15 protein-coding genes are annotated in these 15145 nt (G+C 64.7%); 5 read left to right on the forward strand and 10 right to left on the reverse strand.

Translation table 11 applies throughout. The annotated features are described in order from the left end of the window. Window positions 1-15: 15 nt before the first annotated feature. The 5 genes from uvrC to D6T63_RS10340 all read right to left on the reverse strand — a co-directional run bounded on the left by uvrC (window position 16) and on the right by D6T63_RS10340 (window position 6958). The gene (gene uvrC / locus D6T63_RS10320) at window positions 16-2067 is read right to left on the reverse strand and encodes an excinuclease ABC subunit UvrC (protein ID WP_120148979.1); all 2052 of its coding nucleotides are present in this window, start codon (window positions 2065-2067) and stop codon (window positions 16-18) included. 117 nt (window positions 2068-2184) lie between these two features. Beyond that, window positions 2185-2853, reverse strand: coding sequence for a lysophospholipid acyltransferase family protein (locus D6T63_RS10325; protein WP_120148980.1), 669 nt, complete (start codon window positions 2851-2853; stop codon window positions 2185-2187). After that, window positions 2840-3496, reverse strand: coding sequence for an HAD hydrolase-like protein (locus D6T63_RS10330; protein WP_235830705.1), 657 nt, complete (start codon window positions 3494-3496; stop codon window positions 2840-2842). Before D6T63_RS10330 ends, D6T63_RS10325 begins: the two co-directional genes overlap by 14 nt. A gap of 86 nt (window positions 3497-3582) precedes the next feature. Next, on the reverse strand, window positions 3583-6495 hold the full coding sequence (gene uvrA, locus D6T63_RS10335; RefSeq protein WP_120148982.1) for an excinuclease ABC subunit UvrA: 2913 nt from the start codon (window positions 6493-6495) through the stop codon (window positions 3583-3585). Window positions 6496-6580: 85 nt separating this feature from the next. Continuing rightward, window positions 6581-6958 (reverse strand): GntR family transcriptional regulator, encoded by a 378-nt coding sequence (locus D6T63_RS10340; RefSeq protein ID WP_235830676.1) that lies wholly within the window; start codon window positions 6956-6958, stop codon window positions 6581-6583. A 203-nt stretch (window positions 6959-7161) separates the two neighbouring features. Between D6T63_RS10340 and D6T63_RS10345 the strand changes: the two genes are divergently transcribed. The 3 genes from D6T63_RS10345 to D6T63_RS10360 all read left to right on the forward strand — a co-directional run bounded on the left by D6T63_RS10345 (window position 7162) and on the right by D6T63_RS10360 (window position 9867). Beyond that, on the forward strand, window positions 7162-7797 hold the full coding sequence (locus D6T63_RS10345; RefSeq protein ID WP_120148983.1) for an MBL fold metallo-hydrolase: 636 nt from the start codon (window positions 7162-7164) through the stop codon (window positions 7795-7797). Between the two features lie 193 nt (window positions 7798-7990). Further along, window positions 7991-8872 (forward strand): DUF427 domain-containing protein, encoded by an 882-nt coding sequence (locus tag D6T63_RS10350; protein ID WP_182976950.1) that lies wholly within the window; start codon window positions 7991-7993, stop codon window positions 8870-8872. Between the two features lie 692 nt (window positions 8873-9564). Continuing rightward, window positions 9565-9867, forward strand: a complete 303-nt coding sequence (locus D6T63_RS10360; RefSeq protein WP_182976951.1) for an antibiotic biosynthesis monooxygenase family protein — start codon at window positions 9565-9567, stop codon at window positions 9865-9867. A gap of 16 nt (window positions 9868-9883) precedes the next feature. Here D6T63_RS10360 and D6T63_RS10365 read toward each other — a convergent pair whose 3' ends face one another. The 4 genes from D6T63_RS10365 to D6T63_RS10380 form a co-directional block, all read right to left on the reverse strand. After that, window positions 9884-10123 (reverse strand): hypothetical protein, encoded by a 240-nt coding sequence (locus D6T63_RS10365; protein ID WP_147394335.1) that lies wholly within the window; start codon window positions 10121-10123, stop codon window positions 9884-9886. Between the two features lie 54 nt (window positions 10124-10177). Further along, entirely contained in the window at window positions 10178-10453 is a 276-nt protein-coding gene (locus D6T63_RS10370; RefSeq protein ID WP_120148987.1) for a hypothetical protein, read from the reverse strand. Between the two features lie 216 nt (window positions 10454-10669). Continuing rightward, window positions 10670-11332 (reverse strand): DUF3060 domain-containing protein, encoded by a 663-nt coding sequence (locus D6T63_RS10375; RefSeq protein ID WP_120148988.1) that lies wholly within the window; start codon window positions 11330-11332, stop codon window positions 10670-10672. A gap of 425 nt (window positions 11333-11757) precedes the next feature. After that, a complete protein-coding gene (locus tag D6T63_RS10380; RefSeq protein WP_120148989.1) occupies window positions 11758-12183 on the reverse strand; it encodes an ester cyclase in 426 nt (141 codons plus the stop codon). A 400-nt stretch (window positions 12184-12583) separates the two neighbouring features. Between D6T63_RS10380 and D6T63_RS10385 the strand changes: the two genes are divergently transcribed. Then, on the forward strand, window positions 12584-13291 hold the full coding sequence (locus D6T63_RS10385) for a GAF and ANTAR domain-containing protein (protein ID WP_120148990.1): 708 nt from the start codon (window positions 12584-12586) through the stop codon (window positions 13289-13291). A gap of 167 nt (window positions 13292-13458) precedes the next feature. Here the strand turns inward: D6T63_RS10385 and aztA are convergent, their stop codons facing one another. After that, entirely contained in the window at window positions 13459-14169 is a 711-nt protein-coding gene (aztA, locus tag D6T63_RS10390) for a zinc ABC transporter ATP-binding protein AztA (protein WP_120148991.1), read from the reverse strand. A gap of 53 nt (window positions 14170-14222) precedes the next feature. Here aztA and aztB point away from each other — a divergent pair, with 53 nt between their 5' ends. Beyond that, window positions 14223-15122 carry a zinc ABC transporter permease AztB gene (aztB, locus tag D6T63_RS10395; RefSeq protein WP_120148992.1) on the forward strand — a complete coding sequence of 300 codons (900 nt, stop codon included), beginning with the start codon at window positions 14223-14225 and terminating at the stop codon, window positions 15120-15122. The last annotated feature ends 23 nt before the right edge of the window (window positions 15123-15145 follow it).

The following is a 15145-nucleotide window of genomic DNA, read 5'->3' on the forward strand; positions in this document are numbered from 1 at the left end:
GCGCCTTCAGCCTAACTAATCTTCCATGATCTCGCCCGTGGTCATGTTGACGGCAGGAGCGGGAGCATCCTCGGCACCCACGGCGAGGGAGGTTCGGATGGTCTCAGCGAGGGAAGGACCGACGCCGGGCACCTCGACCAGCTCCGCCACGGACGCCACGCGGATCTTCTTGACCGAGCCGAAGTGCTTGAGCAGGGCCTTCCGCTTCGCCGGACCCAGGCCGGGCACCTCGTCGAGCGCGGAGGCCGTCATCGATTTGCCTCGCTTCTGCCGGTGGAACGTGATCGCGAAGCGGTGTGCCTCGTCGCGAATGCGTTGGAGCATGAAAAGACCCTCGGAGGCGCGCGGCAGGATGACGGGGAATTCACTGTCCTGCACCCACACCTCCTCGAGTCGCTTGGCGAGGCCGATGACGAAGACGTCGTCGATCCCGAGGTCCGCGAGCGCGCGGGAAGCCGCAGCCACCTGGGGCGGTCCACCGTCGACGACGACGAGGCTCGGCGGGTAGGCGAACCGATTACGGGAGATTGCCGTCGTCGTGTCCCTGACGGGCTCCCCCTGCTCGCCCACCTCGGGGTGCTCGAGGATCGAACCCTCGTCCTCGGCCCCAAGATCGGTCCCAAGGTCCGGATCCGGAGCAGCCGGATCACGCTGCTCGCCGGCCTTGCCTGCAAGGTAGTTGCGGAATCGGCGGTAGATGACGTCGTACATCGACGCCGTGTCGTCGCGGGCCGCTTCTCCCGTGATCGAGAACTTGCGGTACTCGGACTTGCGCGGCAGGCCGTCCTCCACGACGACCATCGACGCCACCACATTGGTGCCCTGCACGTGCGAGATGTCGAAACACTCGATGCGCATCAGGGGCTGGGGCAGGTCGAGGGCTTCCTGGAGTTCCTGCAGCGCAGCGGACCGCGTGGTGATGTCGCCGGCCCGGCGGCTCTTGTGCAGGCGGAGAGCATCAGCGGCGTTCTGCTCGACCGTGCCCATCAGCGTGGCCTTGTCGCCGCGCTGCGGCACACGGACGTCGACGCGGCCTCCCCGGAGTCCGCGGAGCCACTCGAGCACCTGGTCGGCGTTGCTCGGGAGGACCGGGACGAGGACCTCCTTCGGGATCTGTTCGTTGCTGCTGCTGGCCTCCCCGTAGACCTGCTGCAGCAGGTGCTCCACGAGGTCCGGCGTGTCCATGTCCTCGACCTTCTCGACGACCCATCCCCGCTGTCCCCTGATACGACCTCCCCTGACGTGGAAGACCTGGGCCGCAGCTTCGAGCTCGTCCTCCCTGAGGGCGAAGATGTCCGCGTCCGTGTCCTCGCTGAGGACGACAGTGTTGCGCTCGAAGACCCGGCGGAGCGCTGAGATGTCGTCACGCAGGCGCGCGGCGGACTCGTAGTCGAGCTCCGCGACGGCCTCCGCCATCTTCTTCTCCAGGCCGGAGATGAATTTCTTCGCCTCGCCGGACATGAAATCGCAGAAGTCGTTCGCGAGGGCCTTGTGGTCCTCCGCGCTGATCCGGCCGACGCACGGTGCGGAGCACTTGTCGATGTACCCGAGCAGGCAGGGCCGGCCGGTCCGCTCGGCGCGCTTGAAGACTCCACTGCTGCACGTCCTGACCGGGAAGACCCGGATCATGGTGTCGACCGTCTCGCGGATGGCCTTCGCCGGGTAGAACGGCCCGAAGTAGCGGGTGTCCTTCCGCTTGTCCCCGCGCATGACCTGTACTCGGGGATACTTCTCCCCCAGGGTCACGGCGAGATAGGGGTACGACTTGTCGTCGCGGAACATGATGTTGAAGCGCGGATCGAACTCCTTGATCCACGTGTACTCCAGCTGGAGCGCCTCCAGCTCGCTGCCGACCACGGTCCACTCGACACTCGCTGCGGTGAACACCATGGTGCGCGTCTTGGCCAGGAGTCCCTGCGGGTTCGCGAAGTAGGAGTTGAGGCGGGAGCGGAGGTTCTTGGCCTTCCCGACGTAGATGACCCGACCGTGTTCGTCCCGGAAACGGTATACCCCAGGATCGAGCGGGATCTCGCCTGTCTTCGGCCGATATGTCACTGGGTTCGCCACGCCCTCAATCCTAGGACTGACCGGTGACACGTCGTGACCCGGCGGGTTGCTTTCCGCTGACCGCTGACGGGATCCGCGACGTAGGACCGGCAGGTACACGAACGCCGTGCTGCTGCGCTACTCGGCAGCTGGGCTCTGGTTGTAGTGGGGCGCGCGCTCCTGACCGCTGAGCGCGGCGATGCTGTCCATGATGGTGTCCGTGGCGGTCCGCCGCGCCGGCAGCGGGTGAGCCGGTCCGGTCTTCGCGAAGACGAGCGGTGCGCCGATCCGCATCGTGAAGTGCTGGGGGCGGACTCCCCTCCCGCCTGCAGGCTGCAGTGCATCGGTGTCGACGAGGCCGACGGGCACCACGGGCGCTCCCGTGGTGAGAGCGAGCCACCCGACGCCGGTCCTTCCCCGGTAGAGACGGCCGTCGCGCGAGCGGGTCCCCTCGGGGTAGATGCCCACGCCGTCCCCGCGCTCCAGCAGTTCGAGGAGGGTACGCAGGGCCTGCACGCTGGCGGCCTGCTGCCCGCGCTCGACCGGTATGGACCCCACGCCCTCGAAGAAGGATTTCATCAGGGCCCCCCGGACCCCGGTTCCGGTGAAGTACTCGGCTTTGGCGAAGAAGGCGACGGGCCGCGGCATGAGCGCCTGGACGAGCACGCTGTCGAGGAATGACAGGTGGTTGGGCGCGACGATGAACGGTCCGTCCTTCGGGACGTGGTGGAGCCCCTCGACGGTGGGCCTGCAGAGACCGGCGATCAGTCCTCGGGTGGTGCTGCGCGTCAGGTCATAGACCCCCACGGAGCACCTCCAGCAGTTCATCCGCTGACTGCACGACGGCGGCAGCACCCGCATCTTCCAGTTCACCTGGAGCGGCGAACCCCCACCCGACGCCGATGCAGGGGATGCCGTTCGCGGTGGAACCCTCGACGTCGTGCCTGCGGTCACCGATCATCACGGCATGCTCCGCGTCCTGCCGATGGGCATCAAGTGCCGCGCGGATGATGGGTGCCTTACCGCCGACAGTCGCACTCTCGTCACGCGGAGAGCCGTGCACCGATGCGAAGAGGTGGCGCATTCCCTGCGCGGTCAGGAGCTCCTCCGCCAGCCACTCGGGTTTCTGGGTGGCCACGGCGACGACGGCTCCCTCGGCGGTCAGCGCCTCGACGCATCTCGCAATTCCCGGATAGGGACGGCTCTGCGCCATCCCAGTCGCCACGTAGCCTGCGCGATAGGTCGCCATGACCTCCGGGATGCAGGAATCAGGTACCCCGCCGAGCGCTGACAGCGAATGCACCAGCGGCGGGCCCACCATCGCCTGGAGCACGCCCTCGTCCGGCACGGGCAGACCATGCACCCGCAGGGCGGCGCTGATACCTCCGGTGATGGCTCCCGCCGGGTCGACGAGCGTTCCGTCGAGGTCGAAGAGTATCAACGCATGCATATGTGCCACCGGCCAAGCTTGCCATAGCACCGGGAGGGCATGCATCACGCATGCCCTCCCGGGTATATTCGCGGTCGGCCGAGGTGCTAGACGGCGGCCTTCTCCAGAACCTCTTTGAGGAAAGTCCCGGTGTAGCTCCTGTCGCTCTTCGCCACCTGCTCGGGAGTACCCGTCGCGATGATCTGTCCACCGCCCGAACCACCGTCCGGTCCCAGGTCGATCACCCAGTCGGCGCTCTTGATGACGTCGAGGTTGTGTTCGATGGTGATCACGGTGTTGCCCTTGTCCACGAGACCCTGCAGCACGATGAGGAGCTTCCGGATGTCCTCGAAGTGCAGGCCCGTCGTCGGCTCGTCGAGGACGTAGACGCTACGACCGTTGGACCGCTTCTGCAGTTCACTCGCGAGCTTCACGCGCTGCGCCTCGCCTCCCGACAGGGTCGTCGCGGGCTGCCCGAGCCGGACATAACCGAGCCCGACCTCCACGAGGGTATTGAGGTGTCGCGCGATCGGGCTGAAGGCCGCGAAGAATTCCGCGCCCTCCTCGATCGGCATGTTGAGCACGTCGGCGATGGTCTTTCCCTTGTAGTGCACCTCGAGCGTCTCGCGGTTGTAGCGCGCTCCATGGCACACCTCGCACGGGACGTAGACATCGGGCAGGAAGTTCATCTCGATCTTCAGCGTGCCGTCGCCCGAGCACGCCTCACAGCGGCCCCCCTTCACGTTGAAGGAGAACCGGCCCGGGAGGTAGCCGCGGACCTTCGCCTCGGTGGTCTCCGCGAACAGTTTCCGGATGTTGTCGAAGACGCCGGTGTAGGTGGCCGGGTTAGAACGGGGTGTCCGGCCGATAGGGCTCTGGTCCACGTGGATCACCTTGTCCAGGTGCTCCAGGCCGTCGATGCGCTTGTGTCGCCCGGCTACCTGCTTGGCACCGTTCAGCTTGTTCGCCAGCACCTTGTACAGGATGTCGTTGACCAGGGTCGACTTGCCCGAACCGCTCACGCCGGTGACGGCCGTCAGGACGCCGAGCGGAATCGTGGCGTCCAGGTTCACGAGGTTGTGCTCCCGCGCACCGACGATCTTCAACTGGCGGGACCGGTCGATCTTCCGACGTTTCTTCGGGATCTCGATCTTCCGGCGTCCCGAGAGGTAGTCCCCGGTCAGCGACCTCTCGTTCGTGAGCAGATCCTCGAGCAGGCCGGAGTGGACCACCTCACCGCCGTGCTCCCCGGCACCCGGTCCGATGTCGACGATCCAGTCGGCCTCGGCAATCGTGTCCTCGTCATGCTCGACGACGATCAGCGTGTTGCCGAGGTTCCGCAGGCGGGTGAGCGTCTCGATCAGGCGGCGGTTGTCACGCTGGTGCAGTCCGATGGACGGCTCGTCGAGCACGTAGAGCACACCGACGAGTCCGGAACCGATCTGCGTGGCAAGGCGGATGCGCTGGGCCTCGCCGCCGGACAGTGTGCCGGATGCGCGTTCGAGGTTCAGGTATTCGAGGCCGACGTCGAGGAGGAACGTGAGCCGCGCCTGGATCTCCTTGAGGACCTGGTTGGCGATCTGCGCCTCACGCCCTGTGAGCACGAGGTTGTCGAGGAAGTCGGCGCAGTCGCGCATCGGCATGGCGGCGACCTCGGCGATGGAGCGGCCGTTGATGAGGACCGAGAGCGAGGCGGGATTGAGCCGAGCGCCACCGCACGTGGGGCACGGGATCTCCCGCATGTACTCCTCGTAGCGGTCCCTGGCGTTGTCCGACTCCGTCTCGAGGTGCTTGCGCTGGATGTACTGGATGGCGCCCTCGAAACCGGTACTGTACTTCCGCTCGCGGCCGAAACGGTTCTTGTACTGCACCACGACCTTGTGGTCCTTGCCGTAGAGTGCCGCCTCGCGGGCCCGGTCCGGAAGCTTCCGCCACGGCGTCGTGATGTCGAAGTTGAGCTCCGACGCGAGTCCCTCGAGAAGGCGCGTCCAGTATTCGAGCATGGCAGTCCCGAGGGACCACGGGGCAATGGCGCCCTCGGCGAGGCTGAGGTCGGGATTGGGGACGACGAGCTCTTCGTCGACTTCGAGCTTGGTGCCGATGCCCGTGCAGGCCGGGCACGCACCGAAGGGGTTGTTGAACGAGAATGAGCGCGGCTCGATCTCGTCGATGGCGAGTGGGTGCTCGTTCGGGCAGGCCAAGTGCTCGGAGAAGGCGTGCAATCGCTTCTCGTCATCCTCGGGAAGGTCGACGAATTCGGCGAGCACGCGTCCATCGGCCAGCTTCAGCGCGGTCTCGACGGAGTCCGTGAGCCGCTGCTGGATGCCGCTCTTCACTACGAGGCGGTCGATGATGACCTCGATCGTGTGCTTGTACTGCTTGCCGAGCTTCGGCGGATCACTGAGTTGGACCAGGTTGCCGTCGACACGGGCGCGGGAGTAGCCCTTCGCCGTCAGCTCCTGGAAGAGGTCGACGAACTCCCCCTTCCTCGCCCGGACGACGGGCGCGAGGACCTGGAAGCGCGTGCCCTCGTCGAGTTCGAGCAGCTGGTCGACGATCTGCTGCGGCGTCTGCTTGGCGACCGGCTCTCCGCAGATGGGGCAGTGGGGGCGTCCGACGCGGGCCCAGAGGAGCCGCATGTAGTCGTAGATCTCGGTAATGGTGCCCACGGTGGAGCGCGGATTCTTGCTCGTCGACTTCTGGTCGATCGAGACCGCGGGAGACAGACCCTCGATGAAGTCGACGTCGGGCTTGTCAACCTGGCCCAGGAACTGGCGGGCGTAGGCGGACAGCGACTCGACATACCGACGCTGCCCTTCCGCGAAGATGGTATCGAAGGCCAGGGAGGACTTGCCCGAGCCCGACAGCCCCGTGAAGACGATCATGGCGTCACGCGGCAGATCGAGGTCGACGTTCCGCAGGTTGTGCTCGCGCGCACCCTTGACGATCAGCCGCGACAGGTCCTGGGGGGCCGGCTGCGGATTGTGGGCGTGCTGCTCGAGGGATTTCGCTATAGACACCAGACAACTGTAGGTGAAAAGAGGTTCGAAGACATATTCGAATAGCCCTTGTTCCGCGCGATTCTGGTTCCTTGTGCGGGACCGTTCACGCTCGGCGCAATGCTGCCCGCGCGATAGCGACCGCCTCGCTCTCGAGTAACCCTGCAGACCGCACGACGGCGGCGAATTCGTCCGCTGCGCTCGCGACCCGGCGGCGGGCGTCGTCGCCCCCGGCGGTGATCACGGTCCCTGCCCGTCCCTTCGTTTCCACGACTCCGGCCTGCTCCAGTTCCCGGTAAGCACGCGCGACCGTGTTCGTCGCGATGCCCAGGTGTGCCGCGAGCGCGCGTACCGCCGGCAATCTGGTCCCGACAGCCACCTGACCCGAATTGGCGGCGGCGAGGATGGATTGCTTGATCTGCTCGAACGGGGGCATCCTGCTCTCCGGGTCCAGCTGCAACCACCGCGCGATCTCCTGCTCCACACCTGACCTCCCGCCGTCGTCCTGACTTGCCGGCCTCGAGCCCGAGCCGGGTACACCTGCACCCTACCGCCGTCGGGAGCGGGGCAAGGTGCCCGCTCCCCCGATGCCCGGCGGCGTCCGCTCCCGCGCCGCCCCTTCAACGCGGCGTCACACCCTGCCGACGCCGCCTGCATCGCACTGCACCGCCTGCCTAGACTGGGCTCATGCATCAGCTCAGCGAAGTGACCATCCGCTCCATCTCCGTGTCCGAGATGGACAACAATGTCTACCTGCTGACCTCGAGGTCGACCGGCGCGCAGGTACTGATCGACGCCGCGGACGACGCCCCGGCGATCCTCGCGCTGCTCGCGGATGCCCAGGAGGACACCGACGCGGAGGCACGGCTGGCCCTCATCATCACGACCCACTCCCACTGGGACCACGTGCGGGCGTTGGAGGAGGTCAGGGAGGTCACGAAGGCGCGCACTGCCGCCGGCGCGGACGACGTCGCGGACATCCCGGTACCGACGGACGTCCGGCTACAGCATCACGACGTCGGCTCCTTCGAGGGCTTCGAGCTCGAGGCCATCCACCTGCGCGGACACACCCCCGGCTCCGTCGCACTCCTGTACCGCGACCCCCATGGTCCGGCACATCTCTTCACCGGGGACTCGCTCTTCCCGGGGGGCGTTGGACGTACGACAACAGCTGACGACTTCGATAGCCTCATCGACGATGTGACCACGCGGGTGTTCGACTACCTACCCGATGACACCGTCGTTCATCCCGGCCATGGGGCGGGGACGACGCTCGGCGCTGAACGTCCACACCTGCCCGAATGGCTCGAACGCCGCTGGTAAGTGGCTCCGCCAGATCCAGAGGGATCGAAACGGGGCATTCGGGCTTGCCGCCACCTGCGCTCCTGCGAGTCGCGCTCACGGACGAACCTCGCCCCAGGACGCTGAACGCAGCGAAAGCTAGTTGGCGCCATGCGGTGACGGGTGCACCGTCCGCCTCTGTTCGGACGCGTCGGCGCGGGTCTACCGTGAGTCCATGTCGAGCCCTCCAGGAAACCCACGCGTCCAGGACGCCGACGCCGCCGGCGTGTGCATGCGGGATGTGATGGGGCAGCTGCTCCAGAAGCTGAGATACGAGCCGACGGTGAAGCGCATCCGCGCCACGCTCGGTGGAAAGACCGTCGTCGACACCACGCGCGCGATGCTCGTGTGGGAGCCGCGCCGGGTCGTGCCCGGGTATGCCGTCCCGATCGAGGACATTCGCGCCGAGATCTCGGTTCGCACCCCAGCGCCACTCAAGGATGGTCCGGTCGGATTCATGCTGTCCGACCTGTCGAAGATCCCCGTGTTCGACCCGCGTATCCCATTCGACGTGCGTTCGACGCAGGGCGAGCCGGTCGAGGTGCGCGTTGCGGGAATGGACGCCGCGGCATCCGGATTCCGCGCACGCGATGCGGGCCTGGCCGATTACGTGATCCTCGCATTCGGCGACTTCGACAGCTGGCTCGAGGAAGACGTCGAGATCATCAGCCATCCGCACGACCCATACGGTCGCATCGACATCCGGGGCACCTCCCGGCACGTGCAGCTGATGCTCGACGGGCACATCCTCGCCGACACCACCCGGGCGCGGATGCTGTTCGAGACGAACCTGCCTGCCCGGTACTACCTTCCGATCGAGGACGTCGTGGTGCCGCTCGAGACCAGCCCGACACGCTCGATGTGCTCGTACAAGGGTCGTGCGACCTGGTACTCCGCGATCATCGGGGACAGGAGAGTGGATGACATCGCGTGGCAGTACGAGCACCCGCTGAGTGACGCAGCCGACGTGCAGGATTACGTCGCGTTCCTCGACGAGCGACTAGACCTCGTCCTGGACGGCGAGCAACAGAGGCGCGCAGTCACTCCGTGGTCGTGACGTCCGTAACTCCTCACAGCTTCGGGCCACCGTCGGCACGTTGCGTCGGCAGAGATTGGAAACCGGGACGATCACTGAATCATCACAAGTACATGTCGCCTCGCACTCCGATCCGGGGGCGATGGCTCGAAGCATAGGTCTGCTGCGGTAAGTGGTCTCCAGGCGGGAACCGCCATCTGCGTCCATGCCAGGATCTGCAACCTCGACGACGACTGGTTCGTGTGCGGCTCGGATAGCTCCAACCGTCGCTCCTGGACCACGGACAGCGAACTTACGTGCGGCCGTACTCGACACCACTCGAGTCACGTCCGAAACGTCCGGCGCAGACACCGGACCGGACTCTTACCGTCCGCTGGCCCGACTACGGAAGCACACCCCAGAACCGGTGCGGACGGCCTGCCGACGTCAGCCATCGAATGGGCTGAAGATGTCAATCGGCGGACCAATAGAGTTCAATCCATGCGGGGTGACTCGTTCGGACGGTGATAGCTGGATGAGAGTTCGTGAAATTAATCGGACTCAAACAGGGTCGAAGGGTGGAAAGTGCCCTAGATTACAGATCGTCTACTGGCGGGCTCACAGTCTCGCCAGGCGGGCGTGCACGGAAATCGGCGGTGTGACTCGCGGGCGGACAATCTGTATGCGGGTCCTGGTGCCGGTTCGATGTGCCCTTACATAGGAAGAAGTCCACATTGATCATTGAACATGCAACGCTGACGATTCGACCCGACGGCCATGAGGCGTTCCTTGCGGCTTTCCCGCAGGTCCAGGCCCACCTTCTGGCATCACAAGGTTGCCGCTCCGTGGACCTTTACCCGAGCGTCGACCGGGAGGCAGTGTACCTTTTACGCGTGACGTGGGACACGCTCGAGGATCATACCGAGGTGTTCCCTGCCAGCGAGCACGGCCGTGCCGTGCTCGCGGAACTGCAAAACCACGCCCAGGCACTCGACATCATCCATTTCGATGGGGTGCCCGTCGGTACGTCAGCGTGATCGATGGCGGCGGTGTCTAGCCGTTTCTCCCCCAGCAGAAGAACGTGAGGTTCGACAGAGCCCGGGTGATTGGGGGCGGATCGCGTCGGTGTGCGCCGAGGATCGCGACCGCCCGGGTGATGTCGTCCACGGACACGGTCGTCAGGATGCGGAGCTGATGGGCGCGTCGGAATGGATCCAGCCAGGAACTCGACGCCGCCTCGACCCCGCCGCGACCCTGCTCGACAACCACCCTGCTCGACAACCACCCTGACATGCGGGAAGGGACGGGCGCCGCCCGTCCCCTCCCGATGTCGGGATGGCCTTGGTGCTAGTGGTGGCCAGCTTCCGTGGTGCCGAACATCAGGGTTCGGCGCTGAACGTCGTAATAAACGGTTTCAGCTGAGGAGAGCAGGTCCTGAAGATTATCTGCATCATCAGCGTCGATGGTCAGGACTTCCTCCCACGCACCCTGATCGAGGACCAACTGAAGGGTCCACGAACCAGGCTGGCCAGGCTCTCCCGCCACCCAACTGAACTGGTAGTGGCTGAGTTGACGCACCTTGATGCTGTCATCGGTAACGGGCTGATTCAGGTTCTGTGCCATGGTGCTGTCTTCCTCCTTGTACAGCCCACCCGATGGGCAGGCTTCGGGATTAGATGGAGCAGGAATCGGGACACCGGTCGGCTTCACGCAATGAACGGGTCGACCCGATGGCCTCAACCTAGTCCCGCGTCCGGCGCTGGTAAATCAGTACATGCCGTCTTCCGACCACTTGACTCGTGCGACTCCTCGCTGGGTCGATCAACGGTCGGACAGCGGTCAAGAGGCTGAGACCGAGTTGTTTCCTTCTGTCTCGATGCTCGGGTCACCGGACTGGTAGGTGATGGTGTTGTCATCGCCTTGAACGTCGATATCGCGGGTTTCCTCGACCTCGATCGTGTTCCTGTCCCCGTCGACGCTGACTTCCTCGACCGACCCACTCGTGGCAGTGTTGCCGTCGCCTTCGATATCGATCTTGTCCGCAGCACCACCGGTGACCGTATTGGTATTCCCATCTATCTCGATGTCCTCGCAGTCGCCGGTCACCGTTAGTTCCACGTCATCGGTCTCGACATCGATGTCTCCACCCCCGGAGCATTCGACCGTTACCGTCTCCCCCGAACTCGTGATCTTGTGCTCCGCTCCAGCCACCAACGAGATCGCGCCTGCGGAGCCGACTCCAGCCGAAGCGGAACCCGAGGCAGATGGTCCCGGCGATGCTGTTGCCGACGGCGTCACTGTCCTGCTCGAGGTGGCCGATGCGGTAGGAGTTGCGGATGCCGACTCCGATTCCTCACCCGCGGTAGGCGCCGACGTCGAAGTGTCACTGTTAGTCGGAGCAGTCCCGGCGTCTGTGCCGGAATCCAAGGAACATCCCGCGAGGAAGAGGACGGCGGAAGCGAGCAGTCCCACACGCGTAAGGGTTTGGTTCTGGGGGTTCATCGGTTCTCCCTGACTGGCAATGAGCTCTTCTGTTTACTGTCTCCTGAGCCGGTCATCCTGTCGAAACCCGCCAGAAAATAAGCGTACTTGCTCGTTGCGTCCGTGACGATGGAGCAGCTACTGCCGAATGAACGGACAAGTGGGGTAGGCGGGCGTTGACTACGACACCACATATCTGGAACAAGCCTGAACAGAGTCTCGAGGACCTGAGGTGGCCTTGTTCAAAAGGGCCGGCGCATCGCGGAGGGTTTCAGGATCGCCGCCGACTGGACCCATCCGGTCGCTGAGCGGTTCCGCGGAAGAGTTACCGAAATCCATGGGATGCGCCTGAATTGATGCGGGAACCTTGTGCGGCAAAGCTCACAGCTGACGTGACGAACACCTGAGGAGAGAACCGGCACCCCGGCGTACAGCAGATCGCCTGCCTAGGGGGAAGGTTCCAACCGTGCATTCAACTTCATTGCAGCGCCGAGAAGGTCTGCGGCGCCCCACCACTCCGCCGCCAGCCCGTCCTCGAACCGAACAAGGTGCATGGCATTGATTGCTATCTGCCGGCCGGTACCGGGCAGGCCGAGGAACTCCCCTTCGTGTGTGCCGGTCCACAGCACCCGCCCAGCGATCTTGTCGCCTTCCACCACGGTGTCGGAGACGACGCCCGTCATATCGGGAGAGGCGGCATGCATACTGCGCACCCAGAAGATGAAGCCTGCGCGCCCTTCAGGCTGACCGGGTACAGGCATGTGGTCGATCAGATCAGCAGCAATCAGTTTTTCCAGCGCTACGGAATCACCAGCTCCCACCGCACCGATGATCCTTCCATACGCTTCGCGAAGGTCTGAACCGTCTGGCATTGCGGCTCCTCGTACACCGTTTCAATCGCTGCTCACCGGCCACCTCCTGCAAGTGTGAGCCGGTGGCCGCGGGTAGGCAAGAAATCAGCTGTCGAATGAGTGCCCCACGCTCTCACCAAGCCCTGGCAATCAGTGAGACGACGATCTGGACCTGGGGTCCAGGCGGTCGGTTGACCGGTCGAGATCACCATCGTCTCGAACACCTTCCTCATTTCTGCTCGAGGGGCCGCGCGGGAAACTGAACTCAGGCCATGTCCTTTGAGGAGTGAATGCCTGGCTACTCGACGGGACCGTAGCCGCCGGCGCGATCAAGCGCAGGGGTTAACGAGTATCCCGGGGTGGGTCATCGGGAGTGGGTTGTGGGTACGCTTCCACTCATGCAGATCGTGACGCGTTACAGGTGATCGACGTATCGGATTCGGTGCTCGATAGCGGGAGCATCACGGACTTCTTCAAACAGCTCACCTTCGGCGGCGGGAGGCTCTTTGGCGATGACGGGTCGGTGGAGTGTGGGCTGATGTTTAAAGGTGAGAGCGGGCAGACGTTGTTCTGCGGCGGTTCACCGACAATTACCAGCATGTATATGGGGATCGATGCTCAGCACGCGATCGGTGAAGGTCCTGCCCTGCAGGCCCTGAGCGCATCGGAGTTGCAGGTAGCCGACGACACCAGCGATGTGGATCATCCGCCGTTCTTCCAGATCCCTGCGTCTTTGGGGTTTGCCTCGATCCTCAGCGTTCCCTTGAAAATCGGTACTGCAGGCTTCGCGGCACTGAACTTCTATGCGCAGCCCGTAGCTTTCTTCACAGTCGAAAGGCAGCGCATCGCATCGGTCTTCGCGGAGCAGGTAGGTACGTCCGTGGAGATGAGGGTACGCCTGACCCGGTACCAGGAGTTGACGGTGAACATGCGTTCAGCAATGGAGTCACGTACCACCATCGACACGGCCATCGGCATCATCATCAGCCAGAATCAGTGCACCCAGGAGGAGGCTTTCGCCATCCTTCGACGAGCCTCGAATTCCCGCCAGATCAAATTGCGCGACGTGGCAAAGAACCTCGTCATGCATGCAAGCGGTGTTCCACCGATCACTCACTTCACGACCTGACCGACAGGGGACTCTCGTGTCCGCCGGTCATCGATCGTGGTTCTCCGATCGTCGCTGTACCAGCATCAGGAATTCCCCGGGGCCGACGTGAGGACCTGGACGACCTCACAGGCAAGATCAAGCCGAATCACGAACGGTTATCGACGGCGGCACGTTCTCCGGTACCTTCATGCCTCGGTGAGCGCCACTTCTGCAGGGGCTACGCGGCCTCCCTCGAGCCGGATGACATGGTCGGCTGCAGTGAGTGCGACGTCGTCATGGGTTACACAGATCATGGTGGCGCCGCGCGCCCGTTCGGTGAGCAGGACATCTGCGACGACTCCCCGGGTAACAGCATCGAGGCCGGTCGTGGGTTCGTCGAGCAGGACGATGTCGGCGCGTTGCGCCAACCCTTGTGCCAGGAAGGCGCGTTGCCGCTGACCACCCGAGAGGGCGCTGAGGAGGCGGTCCTGGTAGCCGTCAAGGCCAACGAGACCGATGCAACCGTCGATGATCTGATGGTCTTGAGCGCGCAGGCATCGCACCATGCCCGCGGTAGGCCATCGTCCCATGGTCACAGCGTCCCGCACCGTCAGCGGCATGCTGTCGGGGACCTCGCTGCGCTGTACGACAAGGGCCCTGCGGACCCGCGGGGGTACGGACACCATGCCACTGCGGGGGTTCAGCAGGCCGGCGAGAACCGCCAGAACCGTCGATTTCCCTGACCCGTTGGGGCCGGCGATAGCTGTCACAGCACCCGGCTGGATCGACAGGGAGATGCCGCACAGGGCGTCAACCCCGTCGTGGTCGAACCACACATCGGTCAGCGTGAGCACCCCCGGATCGGCCGCACCTGGTCGGGGAGCAGATCGAGCGGAAGAGGTTCTGATCAGGGACATCACCTGAAAGTACCATATTGAGAATGATAATCATTTAAGCCTATGGTTGCCCGGTGACCTTGCTCCTGGAACCGTTCGCCACAGACTTCATGCTGCGCGCCCTCTTGGGCGGATCGCTCTGTGCTGCGATCTGCGCCGTCGTCGGAACATGGGTCGTGATCCGGGGAATGGCGTTCCTGGGCGAGGCGATGGCGCACGGAATGCTGCCCGGGGTGGCACTGGCGACCCTGGCTGGGGTTCCCGTGATCCTCGGAGCGGCGGCCAGCGCGATCGCCATGAGTCTCGGCGTGAGTTTCCTGGCACGCCGTGGGCGCCTCTCACACGACACGAGCATCGGCCTGTTCTTCGTCGGCATGCTCGCCGCCGGGATCATCATCATCTCCTACTCGAAGAGCTTTGCGACCGATGCGACGGCAATCCTGTTCGGGGACGTGCTGGCGATCGGGTCCGACGGTGTGTGGGGCCTTGCCGGTGCACTGCTGGTCACCGTCCTCGTCGCGCGCGCCTTCCATCGCGCCTTCGTGGCCCTCGCCTTCGACCGCCGGATCGCGCAGGTCATGGGTTTGCGCCCACAGCTCGCGCAGGTGCTCCTCGTGGGGCTGGTGACACTCGCCGTCGTCGCCTCCTACCAGGCTGTCGGCGCGCTGCTCGTCATCGGATTGCTCCTCGCCCCAGCCGTTGCTGCTGCTCCTTGGGCCTCGCGCATCCCCACCACGATGGTCCTCGCGGCACTGATCGGCGCAGCATCCGTCTTCCTCGGTCTCCTGGCCTCCTGGTACTACGGCACGGCGGCCGGCGGGTCGATCGCCCTTGCAGCCATCGGCTGCGCCTCCCTGTCGAACATCACCCGCAACCTCACCCGCCGGCGCCCGACCCGCGACAGCTCTGGTAACAGGTCCACCGGTCCGGAACCGACAATCCCTTCACAGAAAGCCCTTCGTGCACACGCCTAACATCCTGCTTCTCGCCCTTCCCT

This window comes from Arthrobacter cheniae, from assembly GCF_003602275.1.
Taxonomy (GTDB): domain Bacteria; phylum Actinomycetota; class Actinomycetes; order Actinomycetales; family Micrococcaceae; genus Arthrobacter_D; species Arthrobacter_D cheniae.

Excerpts from the sequence above, each read along its gene's own strand:
- aztA (WP_120148991.1), bottom strand. The coding sequence starts at position 14,169 with ATGTCCCTGATCAGAACCTCTTCCGCTCGATCTGCTCCCCGACCAGGT.
- D6T63_RS10330 (WP_235830705.1), bottom strand. The coding sequence starts at position 3,496 with ATGCATGCGTTGATACTCTTCGACCTCGACGGAACGCTCGTCGACCCG.
- D6T63_RS10365 (WP_147394335.1), bottom strand. The coding sequence starts at position 10,123 with ATGTCAGGGTGGTTGTCGAGCAGGGTGGTTGTCGAGCAGGGTCGCGGC.
- D6T63_RS10375 (WP_120148988.1), bottom strand. The coding sequence starts at position 11,332 with ATGAACCCCCAGAACCAAACCCTTACGCGTGTGGGACTGCTCGCTTCC.
- D6T63_RS10345 (WP_120148983.1), top strand. The coding sequence starts at position 7,162 with ATGCATCAGCTCAGCGAAGTGACCATCCGCTCCATCTCCGTGTCCGAG.
- D6T63_RS10370 (WP_120148987.1), bottom strand. The coding sequence starts at position 10,453 with ATGGCACAGAACCTGAATCAGCCCGTTACCGATGACAGCATCAAGGTG.
- D6T63_RS10350 (WP_182976950.1), top strand. The coding sequence starts at position 7,991 with ATGTCGAGCCCTCCAGGAAACCCACGCGTCCAGGACGCCGACGCCGCC.
- D6T63_RS10380 (WP_120148989.1), bottom strand. The coding sequence starts at position 12,183 with ATGCCAGACGGTTCAGACCTTCGCGAAGCGTATGGAAGGATCATCGGT.